Annotated in this window: 23 protein-coding genes; 13 read left to right on the top strand and 10 right to left on the bottom strand. The window is 68.1% G+C overall.

All coding sequences use genetic code 11. The features are described from left to right. Positions 1-2 precede the first annotated feature (2 nt). The 3 genes from DK427_RS12150 to cobS all read right to left on the bottom strand — a co-directional run bounded on the left by DK427_RS12150 (position 3) and on the right by cobS (position 1,850). Positions 3-692, bottom strand: a complete 690-nt coding sequence (locus DK427_RS12150; RefSeq protein ID WP_245930905.1) for a retropepsin-like aspartic protease family protein — start codon at positions 690-692, stop codon at positions 3-5. A gap of 7 nt (positions 693-699) precedes the next feature. Then, positions 700-909 (bottom strand): DUF1289 domain-containing protein, encoded by a 210-nt coding sequence (locus tag DK427_RS12145; RefSeq protein ID WP_109951488.1) that lies wholly within the window; start codon positions 907-909, stop codon positions 700-702. 119 nt (positions 910-1,028) lie between these two features. Further along, positions 1,029-1,850: an adenosylcobinamide-GDP ribazoletransferase gene (gene cobS, locus DK427_RS12140; RefSeq protein WP_109951487.1), complete on the bottom strand. Its 822-nt coding sequence runs from the start codon at positions 1,848-1,850 to the stop codon at positions 1,029-1,031. A gap of 128 nt (positions 1,851-1,978) precedes the next feature. Here cobS and cobT point away from each other — a divergent pair, with 128 nt between their 5' ends. The 6 genes from cobT to DK427_RS12110 all read left to right on the top strand — a co-directional run bounded on the left by cobT (position 1,979) and on the right by DK427_RS12110 (position 6,690). Continuing rightward, a complete protein-coding gene (cobT, locus tag DK427_RS12135) occupies positions 1,979-3,010 on the top strand; it encodes a nicotinate-nucleotide--dimethylbenzimidazole phosphoribosyltransferase (RefSeq protein WP_109951486.1) in 1,032 nt (343 codons plus the stop codon). 93 nt (positions 3,011-3,103) lie between these two features. After that, complete coding sequence (gene queD, locus DK427_RS12130; RefSeq protein ID WP_109951485.1) at positions 3,104-3,460, top strand: 6-carboxytetrahydropterin synthase QueD; 357 nt, start codon at positions 3,104-3,106, stop codon at positions 3,458-3,460. A gap of 1 nt (position 3,461) precedes the next feature. Then, entirely contained in the window at positions 3,462-4,178 is a 717-nt protein-coding gene (queC, locus tag DK427_RS12125; RefSeq protein ID WP_109954125.1) for a 7-cyano-7-deazaguanine synthase QueC, read from the top strand. Positions 4,179-4,273: 95 nt separating this feature from the next. Further along, complete coding sequence (locus tag DK427_RS12120; RefSeq protein WP_109951484.1) at positions 4,274-5,245, top strand: quinoprotein relay system zinc metallohydrolase 2; 972 nt, start codon at positions 4,274-4,276, stop codon at positions 5,243-5,245. Between the two features lie 40 nt (positions 5,246-5,285). Further along, on the top strand, positions 5,286-6,104 hold the full coding sequence (locus tag DK427_RS12115) for a quinoprotein dehydrogenase-associated SoxYZ-like carrier (protein WP_109951483.1): 819 nt from the start codon (positions 5,286-5,288) through the stop codon (positions 6,102-6,104). Positions 6,105-6,108: 4 nt separating this feature from the next. Continuing rightward, on the top strand, positions 6,109-6,690 hold the full coding sequence (locus DK427_RS12110; RefSeq protein WP_109951482.1) for a rhodanese-like domain-containing protein: 582 nt from the start codon (positions 6,109-6,111) through the stop codon (positions 6,688-6,690). Between the two features lie 14 nt (positions 6,691-6,704). On the opposite strand, the gene dusA is transcribed toward DK427_RS12110, so the two are convergent. Continuing rightward, positions 6,705-7,721 (bottom strand): tRNA dihydrouridine(20/20a) synthase DusA, encoded by a 1,017-nt coding sequence (dusA, locus tag DK427_RS12105; RefSeq protein WP_109951481.1) that lies wholly within the window; start codon positions 7,719-7,721, stop codon positions 6,705-6,707. Between the two features lie 122 nt (positions 7,722-7,843). Between dusA and DK427_RS12100 the strand changes: the two genes are divergently transcribed. The 3 genes from DK427_RS12100 to DK427_RS12090 all read left to right on the top strand — a co-directional run bounded on the left by DK427_RS12100 (position 7,844) and on the right by DK427_RS12090 (position 9,182). After that, positions 7,844-8,431, top strand: coding sequence for a hypothetical protein (locus tag DK427_RS12100; protein WP_109951480.1), 588 nt, complete (start codon positions 7,844-7,846; stop codon positions 8,429-8,431). Positions 8,432-8,538: 107 nt separating this feature from the next. Next, a complete protein-coding gene (locus tag DK427_RS12095) occupies positions 8,539-8,763 on the top strand; it encodes a hypothetical protein (RefSeq protein ID WP_162559777.1) in 225 nt (74 codons plus the stop codon). A gap of 143 nt (positions 8,764-8,906) precedes the next feature. Beyond that, a complete protein-coding gene (locus DK427_RS12090; protein ID WP_109951478.1) occupies positions 8,907-9,182 on the top strand; it encodes a hypothetical protein in 276 nt (91 codons plus the stop codon). A gap of 359 nt (positions 9,183-9,541) precedes the next feature. Here DK427_RS12090 and DK427_RS12085 read toward each other — a convergent pair whose 3' ends face one another. Then, positions 9,542-10,543, bottom strand: coding sequence for a helix-turn-helix transcriptional regulator (locus DK427_RS12085; RefSeq protein ID WP_245930901.1), 1,002 nt, complete (start codon positions 10,541-10,543; stop codon positions 9,542-9,544). A gap of 110 nt (positions 10,544-10,653) precedes the next feature. On the opposite strand from DK427_RS12085, the gene DK427_RS26285 reads away from it, so the two are divergent. Next, positions 10,654-11,037 (top strand): hypothetical protein, encoded by a 384-nt coding sequence (locus tag DK427_RS26285; RefSeq protein ID WP_162559776.1) that lies wholly within the window; start codon positions 10,654-10,656, stop codon positions 11,035-11,037. 297 nt (positions 11,038-11,334) lie between these two features. On the opposite strand, the gene DK427_RS12080 is transcribed toward DK427_RS26285, so the two are convergent. Continuing rightward, the gene (locus DK427_RS12080) at positions 11,335-12,063 is read right to left on the bottom strand and encodes an iron-containing redox enzyme family protein (RefSeq protein WP_109951476.1); all 729 of its coding nucleotides are present in this window, start codon (positions 12,061-12,063) and stop codon (positions 11,335-11,337) included. A 48-nt stretch (positions 12,064-12,111) separates the two neighbouring features. Further along, entirely contained in the window at positions 12,112-12,783 is a 672-nt protein-coding gene (locus DK427_RS26280) for a hypothetical protein (protein WP_162559775.1), read from the bottom strand. Between the two features lie 149 nt (positions 12,784-12,932). Here DK427_RS26280 and DK427_RS12075 point away from each other — a divergent pair, with 149 nt between their 5' ends. Further along, positions 12,933-14,012 carry a helix-turn-helix transcriptional regulator gene (locus DK427_RS12075; RefSeq protein ID WP_109951475.1) on the top strand — a complete coding sequence of 360 codons (1,080 nt, stop codon included), beginning with the start codon at positions 12,933-12,935 and terminating at the stop codon, positions 14,010-14,012. A 757-nt stretch (positions 14,013-14,769) separates the two neighbouring features. After that, positions 14,770-15,819: a flagellin N-terminal helical domain-containing protein gene (locus DK427_RS12070; RefSeq protein WP_109951474.1), complete on the top strand. Its 1,050-nt coding sequence runs from the start codon at positions 14,770-14,772 to the stop codon at positions 15,817-15,819. A gap of 412 nt (positions 15,820-16,231) precedes the next feature. On the opposite strand, the gene DK427_RS12060 is transcribed toward DK427_RS12070, so the two are convergent. Continuing rightward, positions 16,232-16,441 (bottom strand): hypothetical protein, encoded by a 210-nt coding sequence (locus DK427_RS12060; RefSeq protein ID WP_109951472.1) that lies wholly within the window; start codon positions 16,439-16,441, stop codon positions 16,232-16,234. Positions 16,442-16,879: 438 nt separating this feature from the next. Here DK427_RS12060 and DK427_RS12055 point away from each other — a divergent pair, with 438 nt between their 5' ends. After that, positions 16,880-18,340 carry a methyl-accepting chemotaxis protein gene (locus DK427_RS12055; RefSeq protein WP_109951471.1) on the top strand — a complete coding sequence of 487 codons (1,461 nt, stop codon included), beginning with the start codon at positions 16,880-16,882 and terminating at the stop codon, positions 18,338-18,340. A 312-nt stretch (positions 18,341-18,652) separates the two neighbouring features. Here the strand turns inward: DK427_RS12055 and DK427_RS12050 are convergent, their stop codons facing one another. Both DK427_RS12050 and DK427_RS12045 read right to left on the bottom strand, forming a co-directional pair. Then, positions 18,653-18,916: a hypothetical protein gene (locus DK427_RS12050; RefSeq protein WP_109951470.1), complete on the bottom strand. Its 264-nt coding sequence runs from the start codon at positions 18,914-18,916 to the stop codon at positions 18,653-18,655. A 217-nt stretch (positions 18,917-19,133) separates the two neighbouring features. Beyond that, a complete protein-coding gene (locus tag DK427_RS12045; protein ID WP_109951469.1) occupies positions 19,134-20,114 on the bottom strand; it encodes an FkbM family methyltransferase in 981 nt (326 codons plus the stop codon). Between the last annotated feature and the right edge of the window lie 267 nt (positions 20,115-20,381).

The following is a 20,381-nucleotide window of genomic DNA, read 5'->3' as shown; positions in this document are numbered from 1 at the left end:
GCTCAGCGGCCCCGCAGGATCAGCCGGTCGCCGCGCACCTCGTAGCCGGGCAGCCGCGTCAGGAAGCTCTGGCCCAGAAGGTTCTGCGCCAGCGCGCCCGTGCGGGCGACGAGGGCCGGGATGCGCCGCTCGGTGATCGGGCCGATGCTGATCGCGTCGATGAGGATCGGCGCGGCGTAGGCCGTGCCGTTCGCCGTCGAGACCCGCGTCGTGAAGTCGTTGTCGCCCGGGCGGATCCCGAGCGCGGCGGCGTTCTCGGCGGTGAGCACCACGGCGCTGGCGCCGGTATCGAACGCGAAGGTCTGGACCCGGCCGTTCACCTCGGCCTCGACCTCGAAATCCCCGTCCTGCCGCCGGACGATGGCGACGGTCTGGCCCGAGACGACGGCGGTGCCCGGCCGCAGCTCGCCGACGACCCGGGATCTGACGCCCTGGATCTCGTCGCGGTAGCTGTACCCGACGATGCAGGCGAGCCCGAGCGCGAGCCAGATCAAGGCGTGGCGCAGGTTGACGCCGAGACCGCTGCCGAAGCGGCGCCAGTAGCCCGCGGTGACCAGCACCAGGGTGCCGACCCCGAAAGCCACGCCCGCAAGCGTGTCCGGCTCGACGCCGGCCACGCTGCCCGTCCCGTCCGTGATGATGAGGGCGGCCACCACGGCCAGGATCGCGGCGATTGCCAGGTACTGGATCATCGACGGGTCACCCGGAGATCGCCGGCTCGGCCGCGCGCGACGGATAGGCCGCGTCGAGCCGCGCCGCCAGTCCCGCCATGATCGCGCGCCGCTGCGGCTCGCCGAGCAGGCCCCAGGCGGCGATCTCGTCGCGGGTGCGCCCGCATCCGCGACAGAGGCCGGTCTCCGCATCGAGGATGCAGACCTTGGTGCAGGGACTCGACGGCTTCTGCGACATGCCCCCACTTGCCCGCCGATCCGCCCGCAGATCAAGTGCGGTGCGGGCCCGCGTCGGGCCGGCACTGGGCGCCAGGCAGGCGATCAGGGCAGCACCGGTCGTCAGGCCGGCACCGGGCGTCAGGCCGGCAGGCAGGCGATCAGGCCGAGGAGGCCCGCAATCTCCGCCGCCTGCTGGCAGGCGCCGACGACATCCCCGGTCTGCCCGCCGATCCGGGAGGCGGCGAGCCGCGTCAGCGCGAGGGCGGCGAGGCCGGAGAGCAGCAGCATCAGGAGGATGCCGTGGGCGGGCAGCCCGAACGGCAGGGCGAGGAGCGCCAGCACGAGGCCGAACCCGGCGGCAACACCGAGCGTCCCGCGGCTCGGGCGGCCCACCGCCGAGCTGAGCCCGTCCGGCCGAGCCGGCCCGAGCAGCACCATCGGCAGCAGCGCCGCCACCCGCGAGAGCGCTGCGGCGAGGAGCAGCGCGACCGCCGCCACTGCGGCGACCCTGTCGAGCAGGGTGGCGAGGGCCCCGATCCGCAGCAACAGCGCCAGGACGAGAGTCGTCGCCCCGTAGGCGCCGATCCGGCTGTCGCGCATGATCTCCAGGCGCCGCTCCCGCGTCGCGCCGCCGAACCCGTCCGCGACATCGGCGAGCCCGTCCTCGTGCAGGGCGCCGGTCACGACGACGGAGACCGCGAGCGCCAGCACCGCCGCGAGGAAAGGCCCGAGGCCGAGCGCCCAGGCCGCCAGCAGCGCGCCGGCCGCCGGCAGGGCCAGGATCAGGCCCGCGACCGGCAGCATCCGGGGCACCGTCGTGAAGTCGGGCGCCGCGTACGGGTCGCCGGGCCCGAGATGCGGCACCGGCAGGCGCGAGTAGAAGCGCAGGCAGGCGGCCAGATCGTGCAGGAGGAAGCGGCCCGGCCAGTCGGCCTCCCCGCCCGAGGATCGCTCGCCCATCGCCCGCGCTCCCTCCGCCGCCCGAGCCCTGGGCGGCCGGCGCCTTCACCCCCCGGCCCGGCGGCACTATAGCGTGCTCGCCGGGCCCCGCCGCAGCCGCCGCGCCGGCCGCCCACAGGATTGCGCACATGACCGAGAGCCGCCCCGAGAGCCCCTTCGCCGACATCCGCCGCCTCGTCGCCACCATGCCCGAGGCCGACGCGGAGGCCGTGGGCGCGGTCGCGGCGCGCGAGGCGCAGCTGACGAAGCCCGCGGGCGCGCTCGGCCGCATGGAGGAGCTGGTCGCGTGGCTCGCCGCCTGGCAGGGCAAGGCGCCGCCCTCGCTTGACCGGCCGCTGGTCTGCGTCTTCGCGGCGAGCCACGGCGTGACGCGGCGCGGCGTCTCGGCCTTCCCCGACGCGGTCAACCGGCAGATGCTCGACAACTTCGCCGCCGGGGGGGCTGCGATCAACCAGATCTGCGCCACCTACGGCCTCGGCTTCAAGGTGTTCGACCTCGCCCTCGACGTGCCGACCGGCGACATCTGCGAGGGCCCGGCGCTGGACGAGCGCGGCTGCGTCGCCACCATGGCCTTCGGCATGGAATCGATCGCGGCCGGCACCGACTGCCTGGGGCTCGGCGAGATGGGCATCGGCAACACCACGATCGCGGCGGCGATCTACGCCGCCCTGTTCGGCGGTGACGCCGCGCACTGGGTCGGCCGCGGCACCGGGGTCGACGCGGCGGGGTATGCCCGCAAGGTCGCGGCCGTCGAGGCGGCGCTCGCCCACCACGCCGGCCATCTCGACGACCCGCTGGAGGTGCTGCGCCGGCTCGGCGGGCGCGAGATCGCCGCGATGGCGGGCGCGATCCTGGCAGCCCGCCTGCAGCGGGTACCGGTGGTGATCGACGGCTATGTCTCGACCGCGGCGGCGGCCGTGCTGCACGCCCTTGACCCGCGCGCCCTCGACCATTGCCTCGCCGGCCACGTATCGGCGGAGGGCGCGCACGCCGAGGTCTTGGAGCGGCTCGGCCTCAAGCCCCTGCTGGCGCTCGGCATGCGCCTCGGCGAGGGCTCCGGCGCCGCCCTGGCGATCGGCCTGCTGAAGGGGGCACTCGCCTGCCACCGGGACATGGCCACCTTCGCGCAGGCCGGCGTCTCGGGCAGGGCCCAGACCTGAGAACGCGCTTTGCCCGGAAGGGCTTGAACACGCTATGGGGTGGCCCGACCGGATGCCGGCACACGAGCCGCATCGCTGACCAAGACGTAAGCCATGAAGATCACCCAGGCCTTCACCTTCGAGGCGGCGCACCGTCTGCCGAACGTGCCCGCGACGCATCGCTGCCACCGGATGCACGGCCATTCCTACCGGGTCGAGCTGACGGTAGCGGGCGCGGTCGATCCCCGGACCGGCTGGGTGATCGACTTCTACGACATCGAGGAGATCTTCCGGCCCCTGCTGGAGCGCCTCGACCACCACACGCTCAACGACATCGAGGGGCTCGAGAACCCCACCGCCGAGCACATCGCGGCCTGGATCTGGCATCGGGCCAAGGCGGGCCTGCCGGGCCTCGCGTCGGTGCGGGTCTACGAGACCCCGATGTCCTGGGCGGAGTACGCGGGTGAGTGAGATCGGCGACGACCGCGCGCTGGTGCTGTTCTCAGGGGGGCAGGACTCGGCCACTTGCCTCGCCTGGGCGCTCGACCGCTACGCCCGCGTCGAGACGCTCGGCTTCGACTACGGCCAGCGCCACCGGATCGAGCTCGAGGCCCGCGCGCGGCTCCGCACCGGCCTCGCGCGCCTCGTGCCCGCCTGGGGCCGGCGCCTCGGGGACGACCACACGCTGGCCCTCGACGCGCTGGGCCAAGTCTCCGACACGGCGCTGACCCGCGAGGCCGAGATCGGCTACGCGGCCTCCGGCCTGCCCAACACCTTCGTGCCGGGCCGCAACCTCGTCTTCCTCACCTTTGCGGCGGCGCTCGCCTACCGGCGGGGGATCCGCCACATCGTCGGCGGCATGTGCGAGACCGACTTCTCTGGCTATCCCGATTGCCGCGACGACGCGATCAAGGCGATGCAGGTGGCGCTGAACCTCGGCATGGACCGCCGCTTCGTGCTGCACACCCCGCTGATGTGGATCGACAAGGCGCGGACCTGGTCGCTCGCGCACGACCTCGGCGGCCAAGGCCTCGTCGACCTGATCGTGGAGGACAGCCACACCTGCTACCTCGGCGAGCGTGGGAGTCGCCACGCCTGGGGCTACGGCTGCGGCACATGCCCGGCCTGCCGGCTGCGGGCCGAGGGCCATGCCCGCTTCCTCGCGGCCGAGATCGGCCAGCCGGGCTGAGGCACTTGGACCCGGTCCCGACAGGACCGGCGCGGCTCGCTTGACGCCGCGGATGCATGCGCCTCAATGGTCGGCAACGATCAGGGAGGCGAGACATGCGGGCACCTGCTGCCGCGTCGGGAAACGGCGCGCGTGCCGCGCTCTCGCGCCGGGAGGCGCTCGCGACGGCCTTCGGCGGGTTCTGCCTCTGCTGCCTGCCCGGCCGCGTGCGGGCCGAGGCGCTGGTCCTGGAAGAGGTGGGGCCCGGCGTCTTCGTGCGGCGCGGACCCAACACCGAGGCCGCGCCCGGCAACGCCGACGCGATCGCCAACACGGGCTTCATCATCGGCCGCGACGGCGTCCTGGTGACGGAATCGGGCGGCAGCCTCGCCGACGGGCAGTGGCTGCGCGGCGAGATCCGCAAGCGCACCGACAAGCCGATCCGCCACGTCGTGATGACCCACGTCCACCCGGACCATTGCTTCGGTGCGGCGGCCTTCACCGAGGACAAGCCGTCCTTCATCGGCCACCACGCCCTGCGGGCGGCCCTGGAGGCCCGCGGCGAGTACTACCGCAAGCGCCTGGAGGAGGTGCTCGGGGCCGACAAAGCCGGCACCGTGGTCTACCCGACCCTTGCCGTGACCGACTCCGCGCAGATCGATCTTGGCGACCGCACCCTGCGCGTCACAGCCCATCCGACCGCGCACACGACCTGCGACCTCTCGATGACCGACACGGGCAGCGGACTCCTGTTCACGGGCGATCTGCTCTCGGTCGGGCGCATCCCCTCCCTCGACGGTAACCTGAACGGCTGGCTGAAGGAGATCGAGCGGCTGAAGGCCTCCGGGGCGGCGCAGGCCGTGCCCGGCCACGGCCCGGTGCGCGTCGATCTCGTGCCGGCGCTCGCCGATCTCGCCCGCTATCTCGGCACATTGCGCGAGGAGACCCGCAAGGCGATCGCCGCGGACCTTTCGATCGAGAAGGCCGTCGCCACCGTCGCGCAGTCCGAGCGGGGCAAGTGGGACCTGTTCGACGACTACAATGCCAGGAACGTGACCGTCGCCTACAAGGAACTCGAGTGGGAATAGCCGGCGCGGACCTTACATAAATCTATCCAGGAGGAACGCCATGACGCTCGCAACGAAGCTCGCCCCCCTCGCCTTCGGCGTCCTGCTCGCCACCGGACTGTCGGGCGCCGTCTCCGCCGCCGGCTCCTCCGACAGCGATGCCGAGCGGGAGGCGCGCTGGCGCGACGTCGCCGCCTCGATCTTCAAGGATCGCCAGATCCAGCCGACCGACACGCTCGTGAAGGTCGAGGCGCCGAAGCGCGCCGAGGATGCCGCCCTGGTGCCGATCACCCTGACCATGCCCGAGAAGGACAAGGTGCAGGCGGTGCACCTCGTGATCGACGACAACCCCTCGCCCTACGCCGCCCATTTCCGCTTCGGCCCGGCCGCCGATCCGAGCGAGCTGAAGCTTCGCGTTCGCGTCAACAACTACACGAACGTCCACGCGGTCGCCGAGACCAAGGACGGCGCGCTCTACGAGACGACGAAGTTCGTCAAGGCCTCCGGCGGTTGCTCCGCCCCGATGGGGATGAGCGACGAGGAGGCCATGAAGGGCATGGGCGAGATGCGGATGAAGTTCGCGGGCGAGGCGCAGGCGGGCAAGCCGGTCGAGGCGACGCTGATGATCCGCCACCCGAACTTCTCGGGCATGCAGATGAATCAGGTCACCCGCGACTACACGCCCGCGCGCTACGTCAACAAGGTCACGGTCGACACCGGCACGAAGAACGTCTTCGTCATGGACGGCGACATCTCGATCGCCTCGAATCCGGTGATCAACTTCGCCTTCCTGCCGGCCGGCCCGGTGAAGGTGACGGCGACCGACAACCAGGGCGGTCGCTGGGAGCACAGCTTCACCGTGCCGAGCGCGAGCAACTGAGCCGATGCGGATCGGCCCGAGAGGCGCGGCGGCGATCGCCGCGCTGGTGCTCCTCGCCGCGGCCGCGCCCGCCGACTCGCCGGTGAACGTCCCGGAACCCGACGGGCTCTGGACCGGGCCTCAGCGCGGTTACACGCCCGCCACCCTGACCGGCGCCGCCGTGATCGACGCGGACCGGCTCGCCGCGATGCTGCCGGACAAGCCGGTGCTGCTCGACGTGGTGGTGGCCGACCGCAAGCCCGCGAACTTCCCGGCGGACCGCCCCTGGCTGCCGACTCATCGCTCGCTGCCCGGCGCCGTCTGGATGCCCGGGGCCGGTGTCGCTCCCCTGAGCCCGGAGCGCGAGGCCGCGTTCCTTCGGCGGGTCGAGGCGTTGACCGGCGGAGACAAGGGCCGGGCGGTGGTCACCTTCTGCCGGCCGGAATGCTGGGGCAGCTGGAACGCAGGCCGCCGCCTCGTGCTCGCCGGCTACACCAAGGTCTACTGGTTCCCGGAAGGGGTCGAGGGCTGGCAGGACGACCGCGAGACTGCAGTGGCGAAGCCTGACCCGGCCTGGGCTGCCGTGTCCCCGGAGCCCGAGCGTTAGGTGAGGGTCGGACGCTACGCCGCCCGCCGTTCCTCGGCTCGGGCGACGTGGGCTATCGCCTCGCGCAGCGTCCCAAGATCGGCCTCTGGACGCATCCCGACGGTCGAGAGGTGGCGCCGGAAGGCGCGCGCGCCGGGGCGCCCGTTGAACAGGCCGAGCATGTGCCGCGTCACCGCGTGCAGCCGTTCGCCGCGGGCGACCACGTCCGCGATGTAGGGCTCGAAGGCCTCGATCGCCGCGAAGGCGTCGGCATGCGGCGCCGGCTCGCCGAAGATCTCCGGATCGACTGCTAGGAGGAGCGCCGGCTCGGTATAGGCGGCGCGGCCGACCATCACCCCGTCGACCTCCGCAAGCCTGTCTTGCGCCTCAGCCAAGGTGGCGATCCCGCCGTTGACGGCCATCGGCATGTCTGGATACGCCCGCTTCAGCCGGGCGACGCGGCCGTAATCGAGAGGCGGAACGTCCCGGTTCTCCTTCGGCGAGAGGCCCTGGAGCCAGGCCTTGCGGGCGTGCACCACGAGCCCGTCTACGCCCGCCGCGGTCACGGCCTCAGCCAGTGTGTCGAGGGCGACTTCGGGGTCCTGATCGTCGACGCCGATGCGGCACTTCACCGTCACAGGCACCCGCACGGCCGCCTTCATGGCGGCGACGCACGCCGCCACGAGGGCGGGCTCGCGCATCAGGCAGGCACCGAAGCGTCCCTCCTGCACCCGGTCGGACGGGCAACCGACGTTGAGGTTCACCTCGTCGTAGCCGAGATCGGCGGCGATGCGCGCCGAGGCGGCGAGCGCCTCCGGGTCGGAGCCGCCGAGCTGCAGCGCCACCGGGTGCTCCATCGCGGAGAAGCCGAGCAGCCGCTCGCGCGGCCCGTGCAGGACGGCGCCGGTGGTGACCATCTCCGTGTAGAGCCGGGCGCGGCGCGAGAGCGTGCGGTGGAAGGCGCGGCAGTGCCGGTCCGTCCAGTCCATCATCGGCGCCACACTGAACCGCCAGCCGCTGAGGGCATTCAGTTTCTCAACGGCACCAGTCACTTGGATTCCTCTGGCTCATGCGCTCGGTCGGGCTCAGGCGGGCTCAAACGCCCTCGATCGGTGCGTGCTGTAGTCCCATGCTGTAGCTCTAGCCTCCATGCTGTAGCTACCGCGGGGACCTCGTGGGCACCATCATCGTGCGCAAGCGCAAGGATGACTCGCTCGGATACCACGCCCAGGTGGCCGTCCAAACAGATGGGCAGGCGCATCGGGAGACCAAGACCTTCGACCGCCGCCCGGCAGCTGCCGCCTGGATCAAGAGGCGCGAGGCCGAGCTGGAGGGATCGGGAGCGCTCACCCGAGCCAAGATCGGGGATCCGGCGCTCGGTGCGGTGATCGACCGCTACGTTGCCGAGTCGCGCCGAACGCCCGGCGAGGCGAAGGCGCAGGTGCTGCGCAGTCCGTCTCGGCGAAGATCGCCGGAGCCGTCGTCCCTTTTTGGGGGCCAGAATGGCGCCCGCGACGAGTGTGAGGCGCAGCGCCATTTCAGCCACCGCGTGGTTGAGCTGAGGGGCCTGCAGCGCCTCGGCCTCGGCCTAGAGGGCTTCGGGCCGAGGCACGAAGCGCGTCGCGCCATACGACAGGAGGTCGAGAGCGAGGCCAGGGCCGTGGGCCTCGGTGACCACGTGCGCGGCCAGGATGGTAGCGGATGTGACCGGGGCGAGGTCGGGCACGCGCACGAGGCAGTGACGGACGCTGTTCACGCGTGATTCTCCGCGGTGTAGGGGGCTGGACACGGGGATGGGGGCATAGCGGTGCAGGGCACGCGATGGGCCAAGACGGAGCGGACGCAGCCCTCGACCGGCTGACGGTTCGGATGCTGAGCGAGGTGGTGCGCACGCTCGGCGCGGAACTGGTGCGTGCCGATCCGGTCGGCGGCCTGCGGCGGCTGCAGCGCCTGCACGACGAGATTGCCGCAGCGGCGCGTCAGGTAGAGGCGGACCATCCGGACCTGATGCGGGCAGGTGTCGTCGAGGGCGCGACGCATCGGGTCTGTACGGTTCTGCAGTCGGCCGGCGCGTGGCCGCGGACGTTCGGCTGAGGGCGCGCCCGCCCCGGCATCGCGGTGGGTGCGCGCATTGGTTGCAGTCGCAACGCTGGAGTTCGCCTGCGAACCGGCTAGGCTTCGCTCAACAAAATGGGGCGACGCCAGTGGCTGGAATCGGTCAACGTGATATCACGAAGTTGTCTGCAGACATCATTGCAGATGCTGCCGAAGCTGAGATAGCGTTCGACTTCCTGAACGCCGTGTTCCAATCGGTCGCCGCCGTCATGCTCGACGCGATGCCCGCTGAGGGACGAGATATCCTCCAGATGCTCGATCGAGAGATCAGTACCGCTGCGCGACAGATCGAGCAGGTCCGGCCGGATTGGGCGCGTAAGGGCGTGGTGAGGGGGGCCGAAGGCCGCGTGTGCGCCATTCTGGAGGCGCTCAGCCGCGAACACGGCTCCATAGCTTGAGCCAAGGCGCGCACTCACAGCGATCTCACGTCGATCACAGTTGTGCGGGAGAGGGTGCGGTCGGTGCGCCGCACGCGGGTAAGACCGTCCAGGCGGTCGAAGCCGGAGGCCATGAAGCCGACCATGGGGCGTTGCGGCGTGACGAAGCCGAGCCCGCGCCGCTTCCGGCGCTCGGCCGTGGCCGGCAGGATGAGGTTGCCCTCCGACCGCTGGTCTTGGCGAGCGCACAGGCCCGGCGCGCCCTCGATTACGGCAATGCGAATGCGGTCGCTTTTGCCGGCGCAACCAGCCGCTACGGCGGCGGCGTAGCGGCCCTCGCCCGGCCGCCAACGCCGCCGGATCGAGCGGCAAACCCCTCGCTATGGAAGCTTCGGTGTGCCCAATCCGTTGAGGAGAGCGGCAAGTTCGGCCTGCCCCGATGTACCAGTCTTGGCAAAGACGGGCTTCAATTGGCTGCGGACCGTGTTCTCCGCGACGCCGAGCCGTGCCGCGGCTCCCGGGACGCCGAGCCCCTGCGCGATGCTCTGGGCCACGCGCGCCTCGGCCGGCGTCAGATCGAACAGCCCCTGGACGAGTGCAGCGGCCGGCAGGCGATCCGTCCCGGCGGTTGTGATGACGACGAGGCAGGCTGTGCGCGCGAAGACATCGCGCGCACAGCCTGCCACGGGGACGAGGTGCAGGATCGCCGGCGGACGCTCGGCCCCGGCTGGGACAGGGATCGAGGCTCCCGCGGCCGCTGCGGGGGCCGCCCGCGTACGCGCGAGATAATCCTGTACCTGCGCCTGCGCCGACCGGTGCATCACGACGAAGCGACCGGGAGCGTCCTGGATCAACGTGGGCATCAGCGCCGCGAAGCCGGCGTTGCAGGCGAGCAGGCCGCCCGTGAGTGAGACCGCGGCTGCAGCGAGCCCGAGGGCTTCAAGGTCGCTCACGGTCGCTTCGTAGCGGCTCTGCGTATAGCGCGCGGCAAGCAGGGCGGCGCGGGCGAGGTGGGGTCGGTAGAGGTCTAGATTCTCGGCCTGCTCTCGCAGGAAGGCGCCCTGGCTGTGGCGCCGCTCGATGTTGATGACGAGCGTGTCGCCGTTCGGCACGGCGATGGCTGTGCCGAGGTGCCAACCGCCGCCGGACCGGCGCATGTAGTCGTACATCGGTTCGGCATCGAGCTCGTCGTGCGTGAACAGGTCGAGATCGGTGAGAAAGCCGGCATGGTCGCGCCGGACGCCGCGTTCGACGAGCGGGTTTTTGGCCATCCAGCCGCTCGCCAGGAACTGCTCGAAGAAGTTCGCCGTCTGCGGCGAGGCGGTCCAGCGCGTCGCCTCGGACGTTGCGGTGAACAGCATGCCACCCCAGGCCTGCGCCATCCCCGACAAGCGGTCGAGCAGCGCCGGCCAGCGCTCCGGGATGTGCGCCGTCTCGTAGATGGCGTCGATGAGATCTTCGTTCGGTCGTTGCATAACGCGGATGCGGGAAGATGAGAGCCTTCCTAGACTCTTGTATCGCACACCACGCTTCAAGAGATTTTCGCGTATCGACGCTTCAATTCGAGCTGTCGATGCAAATGCGTGACAGATCCCTTGGTCGGATCAAACGCTCAGCACTTGGTTTCCACTACGCAAGTTTCGCAAATTGCTACTTCCTCTTCCGGCCGGAGGTCCGCAGCGCGATCGACGCATCAGGCTACCGTGATGGCCGTGGCACGACGAGCCGGTTCACGGCCGTGCCGATGTTCGCCGCCTCGCCTGACATGACCGTGGTGGCGACGTGGATGAGCGAGGGAAGCTGGAGCGAGTGCTTCCTGGTATTGGCTGCGACCCGGCTCATCGCACTCGCCGCCAACGGCACTTCCCGGGACTGAGGACTTTCAGGAGGGGGGCATCAGCGCCGCCGTCGAGAGGCGGTGGAAGGAGCTGATCCGGCAGCGCGGCGGACCGGCGCTGCCGAGCTGCCGGGGCGGCGGATAGGGGGCTCTTGCATCGCACGCCACCGCCCCGCCCGCCTCCGAGACGGGCGCGGTGGACCTATGCGCGGCCTTTGCACCTCTATGTGCCGCCGGGCTTAAGGCCAGCATCGTCGGCGAGAGCTTCGAGCAGGCGCTGGCCCACGCCATCGGCACGGGCCTCAAACAAAGCCGCCGGTGAAATGCCCAATCCAATCACGGATTGGCCGCACCGGCCTCCATACGCTGCAAAGCCTCGTCCCAAACCGGGAGCGGATAGACGTGATGGAAGTAGTCGAAGCAGCGAAACATGGCTTCGGGACTTTCTGGATACCGTGTTACGACATCCATGATCGTGTGCTTGAGGAAGGTCGCGTGCTTCGCGTCCTCCGTCGCGTGCTCGATCACGAAGCGCAGCCCATCGCGCGGGAGGTTGCGCCCAGCGATGATCGGCAGCGCGGCCTGCGTGACCAGTGCGGTCAGTTGCTCGAACAGGTACTCAGCGCCGAGATAGCCGAGCGGATCCTCGACCTGAGCCATTCTCCACCACACGGCAGCGACCGCGAAGGTGGCGGGCAAGGGTGGAGCAGCCACAGCCGCGGGTGAGCCGCCGAGCTTCGCGTGATCCTCGTGCGCCCAAAGCCCGTGCTCGGCCTCCTCAGCCTTGTGGCCGCAGAGTGCCTGAATCAGTCTGACATCCGATTTTGGCAGCCGCCCGAACATGTGAAATCCGGCCTCGGTCGTGTGGGCTTGATACCACGCCACCGAGCGGATGATCTCGCGCACCAATCCAAGAATCGTCTCGCGCGGCGTCTGTGGATCGGAGATCAGGCGCCAACCACGCCACTCACGGACCTGTTCGTAGATTTCGGTGACACGTCGGTCGAGTTCGCAGAACGTCGCCTGCGCGGCTTCCGAGTAGCGAATGGGAGGCATGGCATTCATCGTGTCTCTCCGCAAAACGGCTATCGCTTAAGGTCTATGTCTTCAGGTTCAGAGACGCTGCGCAGTATAGGACTGCCAAAATACAATCCGCAGTTCGCCGGCAACCGAGTCGAAATATGATCCGGGGAACGGGCGATAGGCACCGAATCGTGTAAAGAGAGGGACCAATTCCGACCGGGCCGCCAAAATGGCTAGTGATTTTCTGTTGATTTTGCCGACTGCATCGATCGCCTGAAACAGGGACCTCAAGCGGGCGATCGCCGGCATGCCTCTGCTCATGACGAGGCGAGAGATCAGGATGGTGTGATCCAACGCATCGGGGGGTAGTCGCGATTGCTCCAACAGTGCGTTGAGGTGAACGTCGGCCTGCGCATCGGAGGCTCGCGTCAGGCGGACGGCCAGAATGCACCTGTCGCCTCTTGTGAGGTGCAGATGCAGACTTACCGCATCGACCGGCTCAATCAGAGTTTTACGCTCGGCATTCGCGAAGGCATAATTTTTTCGATCTCGCTCAATGTAATACTGATATCGCAAAGACCCGATGCATTCGATGTTGGTCAATCCTTCCGCGGCAACGAAGGCCGAATCACGCCGACTGCTTGACTCTGCGATCTGCCACCTTCCGGCATCGGTGAGATGTCTATGGGCGTATCCCCTGGCAAAAACCTCGCCACATTCGGGCCCAACATGGTGAAACCGATCGATTGCGAGATTGTCCATCGGAGGATCTGCCGAAAGAGGGTTTTCCGGTCTTTTAGACGGCGCGAATTGAGTGGCGTGACCCGAACGGGTGATGTTGCATGCGGCGCCTCCTCCGAGTGTCGCTGCAGGCGAGAGCGGAGAGCGTCCGCGCGATGGGGATGGGAAGCATGATCGACGAGGCGGTGCTCGACGGCATCTACGAGGCGGCGCTCATGCCCGAGGCGTGGCCCCGCGCGCTCGATGCCGTCGCGGCGCTGGGTGGTGCGGCAGGCACGATCCTGTTCGTGACCGATCAGTCTCAGATCAGCCGCTGGACAGCTTCCGCCTGCTTCGTGAGCGTCATGGAGGCCTGGGTCGGCGGGGGCTGGGGCGCCCGATCGCAGCGCGTCCCTCGCATGATCGGCCTGCGCCACCCCGGTTTCGTGACGGAGCACGATCTCTACCGCGACGACGAACTCGACGCGGATCCAAGCTACACCGATTTCCTCCGCCCGCGCGGCATGGGATGGGGAGCGGGCGCCTTCGTCCCCTTGCCGAGCGGAGGTGCGGCTGTGTTCAGCGTCGAGCGGCGCCTGGAGGCCGGGCCGATGAGCCGCGGCGAGGTCGCGCGGCTCGATGCCATCCGCCCCCACTTGGCACGCTCGGCCCTGATGGCGGCCCGGATGGGCCTCGAGCGTGCCCGCACCGCAATGGCCATCCTCGACCGTCTCAGCCTACCCGCGGCTCTCCTTCACGCCGACGGCCGCGTCCTACTCGCCAACGCGCAGCTCGACGAAGCAACTGCGTACGTTGTGGCTCGCGCTCATGGCCGGATCGGCCTTCCGTCATCCCGCGCGCAGGCCCTGTTCCAATCCGCCGTGGCTGCGAGCCGCGGCAGCGAGGCCGCCCGCTCGATACCGCTGGCGGCCCGCGAGGGCCACGGTCCGGCGATCCTGCACCTCCTGCCGCTCCGGCGTTCTGCGCAAGACCTCTTCGCGGGGGGCGCCCTGCTGATGGTTCTGACGCGCCTAACCAACGCGCCGCTGCCCGAGATATCGCTGCTCGAGGGCCTGTTCGATCTGACACCATCCGAGGCGAAGCTCGCCGCGGCCCTGTGCGCGGGCTCCACGATCGACGGTACGGCGGCAGAGCTGGGCCTGTCGCGGGAGACGCTGCGCACCCAGCTGAAACGCGTCTTCGCCAAGACCGGGACCGGGCGACAGGCCGAGCTCGTCAATCTTCTGGGCGGCCTGAAGCGGCCCTACTGAGACTCGGGCGCCGCGCAACACCACCTCTCTGGGCGATCGACCCGTTGCGGTGACTTGAGGCCGGCTCATCGCCAACCAAATCTCTGCCGAGACAGCGCGGCGAGGATGACGGCCCAGTGCACCAGGCCGGGCCCAGGGGCGCCTGCGCGCTTCGATCATGTCGAGCGGGAGGTCGACGCGGTACGCGCCCCGGTTGCCCGCGTCGAGGATCGGCCGATCACACGTGTTGAGCGGTTGGAGAGCAGGCCGAAGCGTTGATGACCGCCGTCAACATCTGTTCACGCTCGCGCGGGCCCTGGCTCGGGCCGGGGCGCCGTTCTCGTCGGTTCCTGGGCAGGGGCATGCCGCCGGGATGACCGGTTCCAGTCTCGGATGGACTTTTCGTTTCAGCGGAATGCAGTGAAGTCTCAGGCAAGGGTCTGAACGCGTACCATCTCAATCGCCGCCGCGGCGCTCGACACGGTGCTGACCCTCGCCAACTCAGGCTTTTTGCCGGATACGATCACCGTCCTCACAGCGGCTCGGCGAATGCGGATCGGTCTTAATCTTTCCGTAGTGAGACCAGCGCCATTTTCTTTATCGTCGTCGCTGCGCGGGCCGAAAGGGCCGGGCACGCGCCCGTCAGACCCGCCAGGGTCTGGAAGCGCCGTGGATTGCCCTCCCGGGGGCAAAGGCATGATGCCGTTCCGCGAGCCCCGGTGCGAGCCCGGATGTCCGATAGGTTCCCAGACCGCTCGCCACGAGGTTCGTGCGTACCATGACCAGCATCCTGACCAACAACTCGGCCACGATCGCGCTCCAGACCCTGCGCTCGATCAACACCCAGCTCGACACGACCAGCAACCGCGTCTCGACCGGCCAGCGCATCAGCTCGGCCGCGGACGGCGCCGCCTACTGGGCCATCGCCTCGACCCTGAAGACCGACAACGGCTCGCTCAGCGCCCTCAAGGACGCGATGAGCCTCGACAAGAACTCGGTCGATGCCGCCTCGGCCGGTCTCAACAAGGTGATCGACCAGCTCAAGACGATCAACAACGCGCTCGTCTCGGCCTCGACGACCAACACCGACCGCGCCAAGCTGCAGAACGACATCAAGGTCGCTCTCGACGCGATCAAGAACTACTCTGACAACACCGTGATGAACGGCTCGAACTGGCTCTCGGTCAAGTCCGACGCCACCGGCTTCGCCTACGACAAGGACCTGGTCTCGGCCTTCTCGCGCAAGGACAAGTCGGTCTCGATCTCGACCACGACGCTGGAGACCGGCAGCTTCGTGCTCTACGATGCCGCCACGACCAGCGCCACCAACACGACCCTGACGGCCGCCTTCGCGGCGGTCGCCTCGAACGCCTCCGTAGCGCCGAGCACCGGCCCGGGCGTGACGGTCGCGGTGGGCAGCGCGACCGGCGCCGTGGGCGGCTTCATGGACACGAAGTACGAGATCACGATGTACGGCGGCTCCACGGCCACCGAGTCGATCGCGGACTTCGACATCAAGTCGCTCGGCGCGTCGGATGCGGACCAGTCGAAGATCACCGGCTACCTGAAGATCGTCGACGCGACGGTCCAGCAGCTCCTCACCGGCGCCTCCAAGCTCGGCTCGATGTCCACCCTGCTCAAGTCGCAGCAGGAGTTCACGCAGCAGCTGATGGACATCAACACCTCGTCGATCGGCTCGCTGGTCGATGCCAACATCGAGGAGGAGTCGACCAAGCTGAAGGCCCTGCAGACGCAGCAGCAGCTCGGCATCCAGTCGCTGTCGATCGCCAATTCCAGCTCGCAGAACGTCCTCGCGCTGTTCCGGTAAGCCGGCCGGAATCGCAACAGAGCTGACGATCAGAGGGCCGCGCTTCCACAGGGAGCGCGGCCCTCGCGCATTGCGGGGACTCGGCTCGGAGCAGCCACGTGCAGCGGGCGCGGCGCGTCCAGCGCATCAGCTTCGCGCAGCCGAGCGTCCGACAGGCCAGCCGGCGTTGGCTCGTAGCGCCTGGGCGGAGCCACGTATTGTTCAGCAGCATGACGGCCGCTGCGATCCCCGCCCACGGCGGGTATGCCGAAGGGTGGACGGTCGACGGTCCGTCCTGATTGACCACCTCCCCCACGGTGCCGGGGGCGGACACGCGCTCGCCGATCGCGAACATGAACCACCGCGGCAGGCCCGGTGATGGTGTCATCTCGTTGGCGGTCTCGTCCTACTTTGCCTTCACCATGGCCCGCCCCTAACTTGGCTTGGCGTCAGGATTGGCCAGTGCCTCCGCAGCGGGCTTACACGACTGGACCGCCGCGGCGAGGTCGAGCAGGTAGCTGCCACTGATCGAGTACTCGCCCGTCTCCGGCTTCGCCAGTACAGCACCGACCGCGGCTTTGATCTCGTCGTCCGCGATCTCGGCGGGCTTGCGGAACTCGCCCGTGGTCGTCTGATCGGCCACCGTGGCGGCGCGGCGACCATAGGCGGACGTTCCACGTCCATCCAAAACGTGGCAGCCGGGCGGGCCCGGCGTTCCCGCCGCACCCGATCGCACCCTGATGCTTCATGGTGATACCGCCGTCTCGGCTTCGATAGGAAGCTTGAAATACGGCGTCGGCAATCGTCTTGCCGCCCACGCTAGATGACAGCACCGCACTGGTATCTCGGGAGCGGTCCAAATTTCTCAGTCCCTGTAGCCGTCAGCGCTCAGTCGGCATCTGCCGATACCTCGAGCCGCAAGGCGCACCTTTTTGCAGATGCGGCAGCGAGATGTATCGCTCGTCTGAGGAAAGGGGAGAGTTTGCAGTATCGTAATCTGATGGCGCCGCCTATTGGGAATTTTTTAACCAATTCATTCTGATAAAAGCAATCGAAAGTTGCAAACGACGCCGAGATTCTGATGTTCCGCAGACCTGCATACAACGAAGCACAAGCCAAGCTCGAAGCGCTCGACCGCTCGCTGGCCATCATCGAATTCTCACTGGACGGCATCATCCAGTACGCAAATCAGAACTTCCTCGCTGTCGTTGGCTACTCGCTCGACGAAATCCGAGGCAAGCACCACAGCATCTTCGTTGAGGAGAGTGTCGCGAGGACTCCTGACTATGGAGCTTTCTGGACCAAGCTCCGTGGTGGCGACTTCGTCTCCGGCGAGTTCATGCGCCTGGACAAGGCTAAGCGGCGCGTCTGGCTGGAAGCTAGCTACAACCCGGTCCGAGGTGCTGACGGCAAGCCGGAGAAGGTTGTGAAGTTCGCCTCGGACATCACCGCCAAGAAGAACGAGACCAGCCGTCTGCTCACCATGATCGACGACATGCCCGTCGCGGTCATGACTGCCGATCCGAAGAACGAGTTCAAGATCAACTACTTGAACGCCACCTCCCGCAGAACGCTTGGTTCTATCGAGGAGCACCTGCCGATCAAGGTGTCCCAGATGATGGGTACCTCCTTCGACGTATTTCACAAGAACCCGCATCATCAGCGCAACATGCTGGCTGATGCGAGCCGACTGCCGCATCGGGCCAAAATCAGGGTCGGGCCCGAGACGCTGGACCTGCAAGTGTCCGCCATCAAGGACCCAGAGGGCAACTACATTGGTCCGATGCTGACCTGGGCCGTGGTGACCGCGCAAGTTGCCATGGCTGCCGAGGTCTCACGCGTGGTGGAGGCGCTGGGGACAGCCATCGGTGAGATGCAGAAATCGGCCAAGGGTCTGAATCGCTCCGCCGACGAGGCGAGTGCGCGCGCATCCTCGGTGGCCGCCGGATCCGAGCAGATGACAAGTTCGATCCGCGAGATCTCGGGACAGGTCGGCCGTGTCTCGGAGCGGGCGCAGCAGATCGCCACGCAGGCTGCCACGACCGACAACACGGTGCGTCTCCTCGCCGAGAACGCCGGCAAGGTCGACACGGTGGTTGGCATGATCAAGTCGATCGCTGACCAGACGAACCTCCTGGCTCTCAACGCCACCATTGAAGCGGCTCGTGCCGGCGCTGCCGGCCGCGGCTTCGCGGTGGTGGCCGCCGAGGTCAAAGAACTTGCCGCACAGACCGCCAAGGCGACCGACGACATCACGCATCAGGTCCAGGCGATTCAAGGCGCGACCGGGGAAGCCGTGGCGGCCATTGAGATGATCACCTCTGCCGTGGGCGAGCTGTCGAAGCTGACCCTGGCCATGGCAAGCGCCGTCGAAGAGCAGGCCGCCTCAACCCACGAGATGTCAGGCAACATCACTGGGGTGTCCAGCGCGGCGGGTGAGACGGGCCAGTTGGCCGAGAGCGTGCGCTCGATCTCGGAGCAGCTTGCTGCCCACTCGGCTGGGTTGAGCTCGACGATGCAGAAGTTTCTGCAGGCCAGCTGATGAGGGCGGGCATGCGGAGGCTCAGCAAGGGGTCGTGAGCGGCCGAGAGAGTGATGTCGATTTCGACACACCCAACGACCGGAAGCGGATCGGCGGGAAACCACTCGACCGTTTCGCCTCTCCCCGTCACATCGACCGCTCGAAAGTAGACCTTCCCGGAGCCCGCAGCAGGGTGATAGCAGCGGTCCCGGCCCGAAGCCTCCGGACCGGAGCGCCGCAGGATCGGCGCTCGAACACTGAGAGCGGAATGCCGCATAGGTGCAGGAGCGATCGCCGATCTTCGTCCGATCGCCGGACGGGTCTGAGCAGCGTTCAAAGCCGCGTCCGCAGGAACGACGCGGCTCCCCGCAAGCATGCGCCATCTCGTTGAAGCCGTCGGGCTGGCGGCACTTCCAATTCGGCTTCCGCCGCAAGGCGCATCATCGCGCGCTGGGAGATTGCCTTGATCTCGTCCGGCGGCAGGATCTCCTGCAGGCGAACGCGCAAAGTCTCGATGCCGATATAGGAGACGTCCTTGATCGGATCCGCAATAAGCGCGGCGAGCTTCGAGTGCGTGGCCAGGAAGAGCTCGGCCATCGCCTGGTCTTTCGCTGACCTGCCGCGACGCGCCGCGTCGGCCTGGGCCTATGCCCTCTGCCAAGCAGCATGAGTGGTCAAAGTCGAGCCAAGCCGCGGGCACGACCGCTCCGGCCTGCGCTCTCAGCAGAGCCGCTCGCGGAGTTCGACTGGTCGGGCTCTGCGAAGCCCGCCGATCCAGCCGACCATGATCAGCATTCTGACGTTCGCAGGGGGATCACGTGAATGCGTTGAGCTTCTCCGCCAAGGCATGTTTGCCGTAGACGAATTGGGCGATGACGGCCTGGACTGCCCGCTCGGATGGGGTCAGGCCTTCCGGCTCCTTGAAGAAGACGGCGTCCGCCCAGAGCAGGCGATCACCGCGGACGGTGCCTGACGGGACAACATAGCCGGCGCGATGGGCGTGCACGATATCGATGAAGGCAAACCCCCGCGCACGCAGGAAGATCTCGACGTCCGAGAAGAAGCACTGCCCCTTGTAGATCTCGGCGAACGACGCCTCGCAGTGGACGACGAGGGTGCGGGCAAGGGCTGCCTCGGCGCCTTTCAGTGCCTCAAGCTCGAATCCCTGGATGTCGAGTTTGAGGAAGTCGATGCGCTGATGCGCCGGCAGAACGTCGTCCAGCTTCCGCGTGGAGGCGTCCTCGGTCCGAACCGTGTCGAGGTACGCGAGCTCCACGAATTGGCTTGTCAGGCGCTCGTTCAAGGGCAAGAGGGACGACGTTGCGTCGTAGTTGTTGATGTAGAATGTTCGCCGCGAGCCGTCGCCGATAAAGTACGGGAGCATCTCGAGCGCCTCGTCTGCCTCCGCCGTTTTCCGATCCTGAAGACGCTCCGCCAAGGGTTCGAACCCGATCACCCGTGTCCGGTAGCCGGCCGCTTCGAGTGGCGCATAGGCGTGGGATTCGTCGCTCAACCGTTGCGCGCCGATGTCCACGATGGTGATCGGCTCAGCAAGATCCGCGGGGGCAGGTGCCGGCCCGCGTGCCGGATCGGAGATCAGGGCCGACATCCGCGCTGCGAATTCAGGGCTCCGCGTCAGCGTCCCGACAACGTCCATGAGATCGTGCGATTGCTTGAGCAGACCGATGTGGTAGGCGAGCCCTGCCTCCTCTGGCTCACGTCCGAGGAGGACGCGATAGACGGCTGAAACCGACTTGGCGAAATCTGCGGGCGCAGTTGGGATGGACGCTGTCATGGATGCCCTGATTCGGCGTGCCGATCCCGAACCGAGCGATTGGCCGCGCATGACGTAGCTCCATACGCGAGGCCCGGAAACCTGTTAAGCCGGACGGCACGGGATGGCTGGGTGTAAGCTGGGCGCCTCCGCCGGGCTCAGACCCTCGACGCGCCAGCGCCGGACGATGTGCGCGGAGGTCGGGACTGCCACCACACCGTCGGCCAGGTGGCTCAGGCGAGATGCACGCGAAACGGCAGCATCCGCCACCTGATGGACGCGAACACG

The sequence above is a fragment of the Methylobacterium radiodurans genome (genome assembly GCF_003173735.1).
Classification (GTDB): Bacteria; Pseudomonadota; Alphaproteobacteria; order Rhizobiales; family Beijerinckiaceae; genus Methylobacterium; species Methylobacterium radiodurans.
This window is presented reverse-complemented; position numbering and strand designations above follow the sequence as displayed.

Coding starts and splice junctions, on each gene's coding strand:
- DK427_RS12150 (WP_245930905.1), bottom strand. CDS start 692: ATGATCCAGTACCTGGCAATCGCCGCGATCCTGGCCGTGGTGGCCGCC.
- DK427_RS12145 (WP_109951488.1), bottom strand. CDS start 909: ATGTCGCAGAAGCCGTCGAGTCCCTGCACCAAGGTCTGCATCCTCGAT.
- cobS (WP_109951487.1), bottom strand. CDS start 1,850: ATGGGCGAGCGATCCTCGGGCGGGGAGGCCGACTGGCCGGGCCGCTTC.
- cobT (WP_109951486.1), top strand. CDS start 1,979: ATGACCGAGAGCCGCCCCGAGAGCCCCTTCGCCGACATCCGCCGCCTC.
- queD (WP_109951485.1), top strand. CDS start 3,104: ATGAAGATCACCCAGGCCTTCACCTTCGAGGCGGCGCACCGTCTGCCG.
- DK427_RS12120 (WP_109951484.1), top strand. CDS start 4,274: ATGCGGGCACCTGCTGCCGCGTCGGGAAACGGCGCGCGTGCCGCGCTC.
- DK427_RS12115 (WP_109951483.1), top strand. CDS start 5,286: ATGACGCTCGCAACGAAGCTCGCCCCCCTCGCCTTCGGCGTCCTGCTC.
- DK427_RS12110 (WP_109951482.1), top strand. CDS start 6,109: ATGCGGATCGGCCCGAGAGGCGCGGCGGCGATCGCCGCGCTGGTGCTC.
- DK427_RS12095 (WP_162559777.1), top strand. CDS start 8,539: ATGCTGAGCGAGGTGGTGCGCACGCTCGGCGCGGAACTGGTGCGTGCC.
- DK427_RS12085 (WP_245930901.1), bottom strand. CDS start 10,543: ATGGCGCAGGCCTGGGGTGGCATGCTGTTCACCGCAACGTCCGAGGCG.
- DK427_RS26285 (WP_162559776.1), top strand. CDS start 10,654: ATGAGAGCCTTCCTAGACTCTTGTATCGCACACCACGCTTCAAGAGAT.
- DK427_RS12080 (WP_109951476.1), bottom strand. CDS start 12,063: ATGAATGCCATGCCTCCCATTCGCTACTCGGAAGCCGCGCAGGCGACG.
- DK427_RS26280 (WP_162559775.1), bottom strand. CDS start 12,783: ATGGACAATCTCGCAATCGATCGGTTTCACCATGTTGGGCCCGAATGT.
- DK427_RS12075 (WP_109951475.1), top strand. CDS start 12,933: ATGATCGACGAGGCGGTGCTCGACGGCATCTACGAGGCGGCGCTCATG.
- DK427_RS12070 (WP_109951474.1), top strand. CDS start 14,770: ATGACCAGCATCCTGACCAACAACTCGGCCACGATCGCGCTCCAGACC.
- DK427_RS12055 (WP_109951471.1), top strand. CDS start 16,880: ATGTTCCGCAGACCTGCATACAACGAAGCACAAGCCAAGCTCGAAGCG.
- DK427_RS12050 (WP_109951470.1), bottom strand. CDS start 18,916: ATGGCCGAGCTCTTCCTGGCCACGCACTCGAAGCTCGCCGCGCTTATT.
- DK427_RS12045 (WP_109951469.1), bottom strand. CDS start 20,114: ATGACAGCGTCCATCCCAACTGCGCCCGCAGATTTCGCCAAGTCGGTT.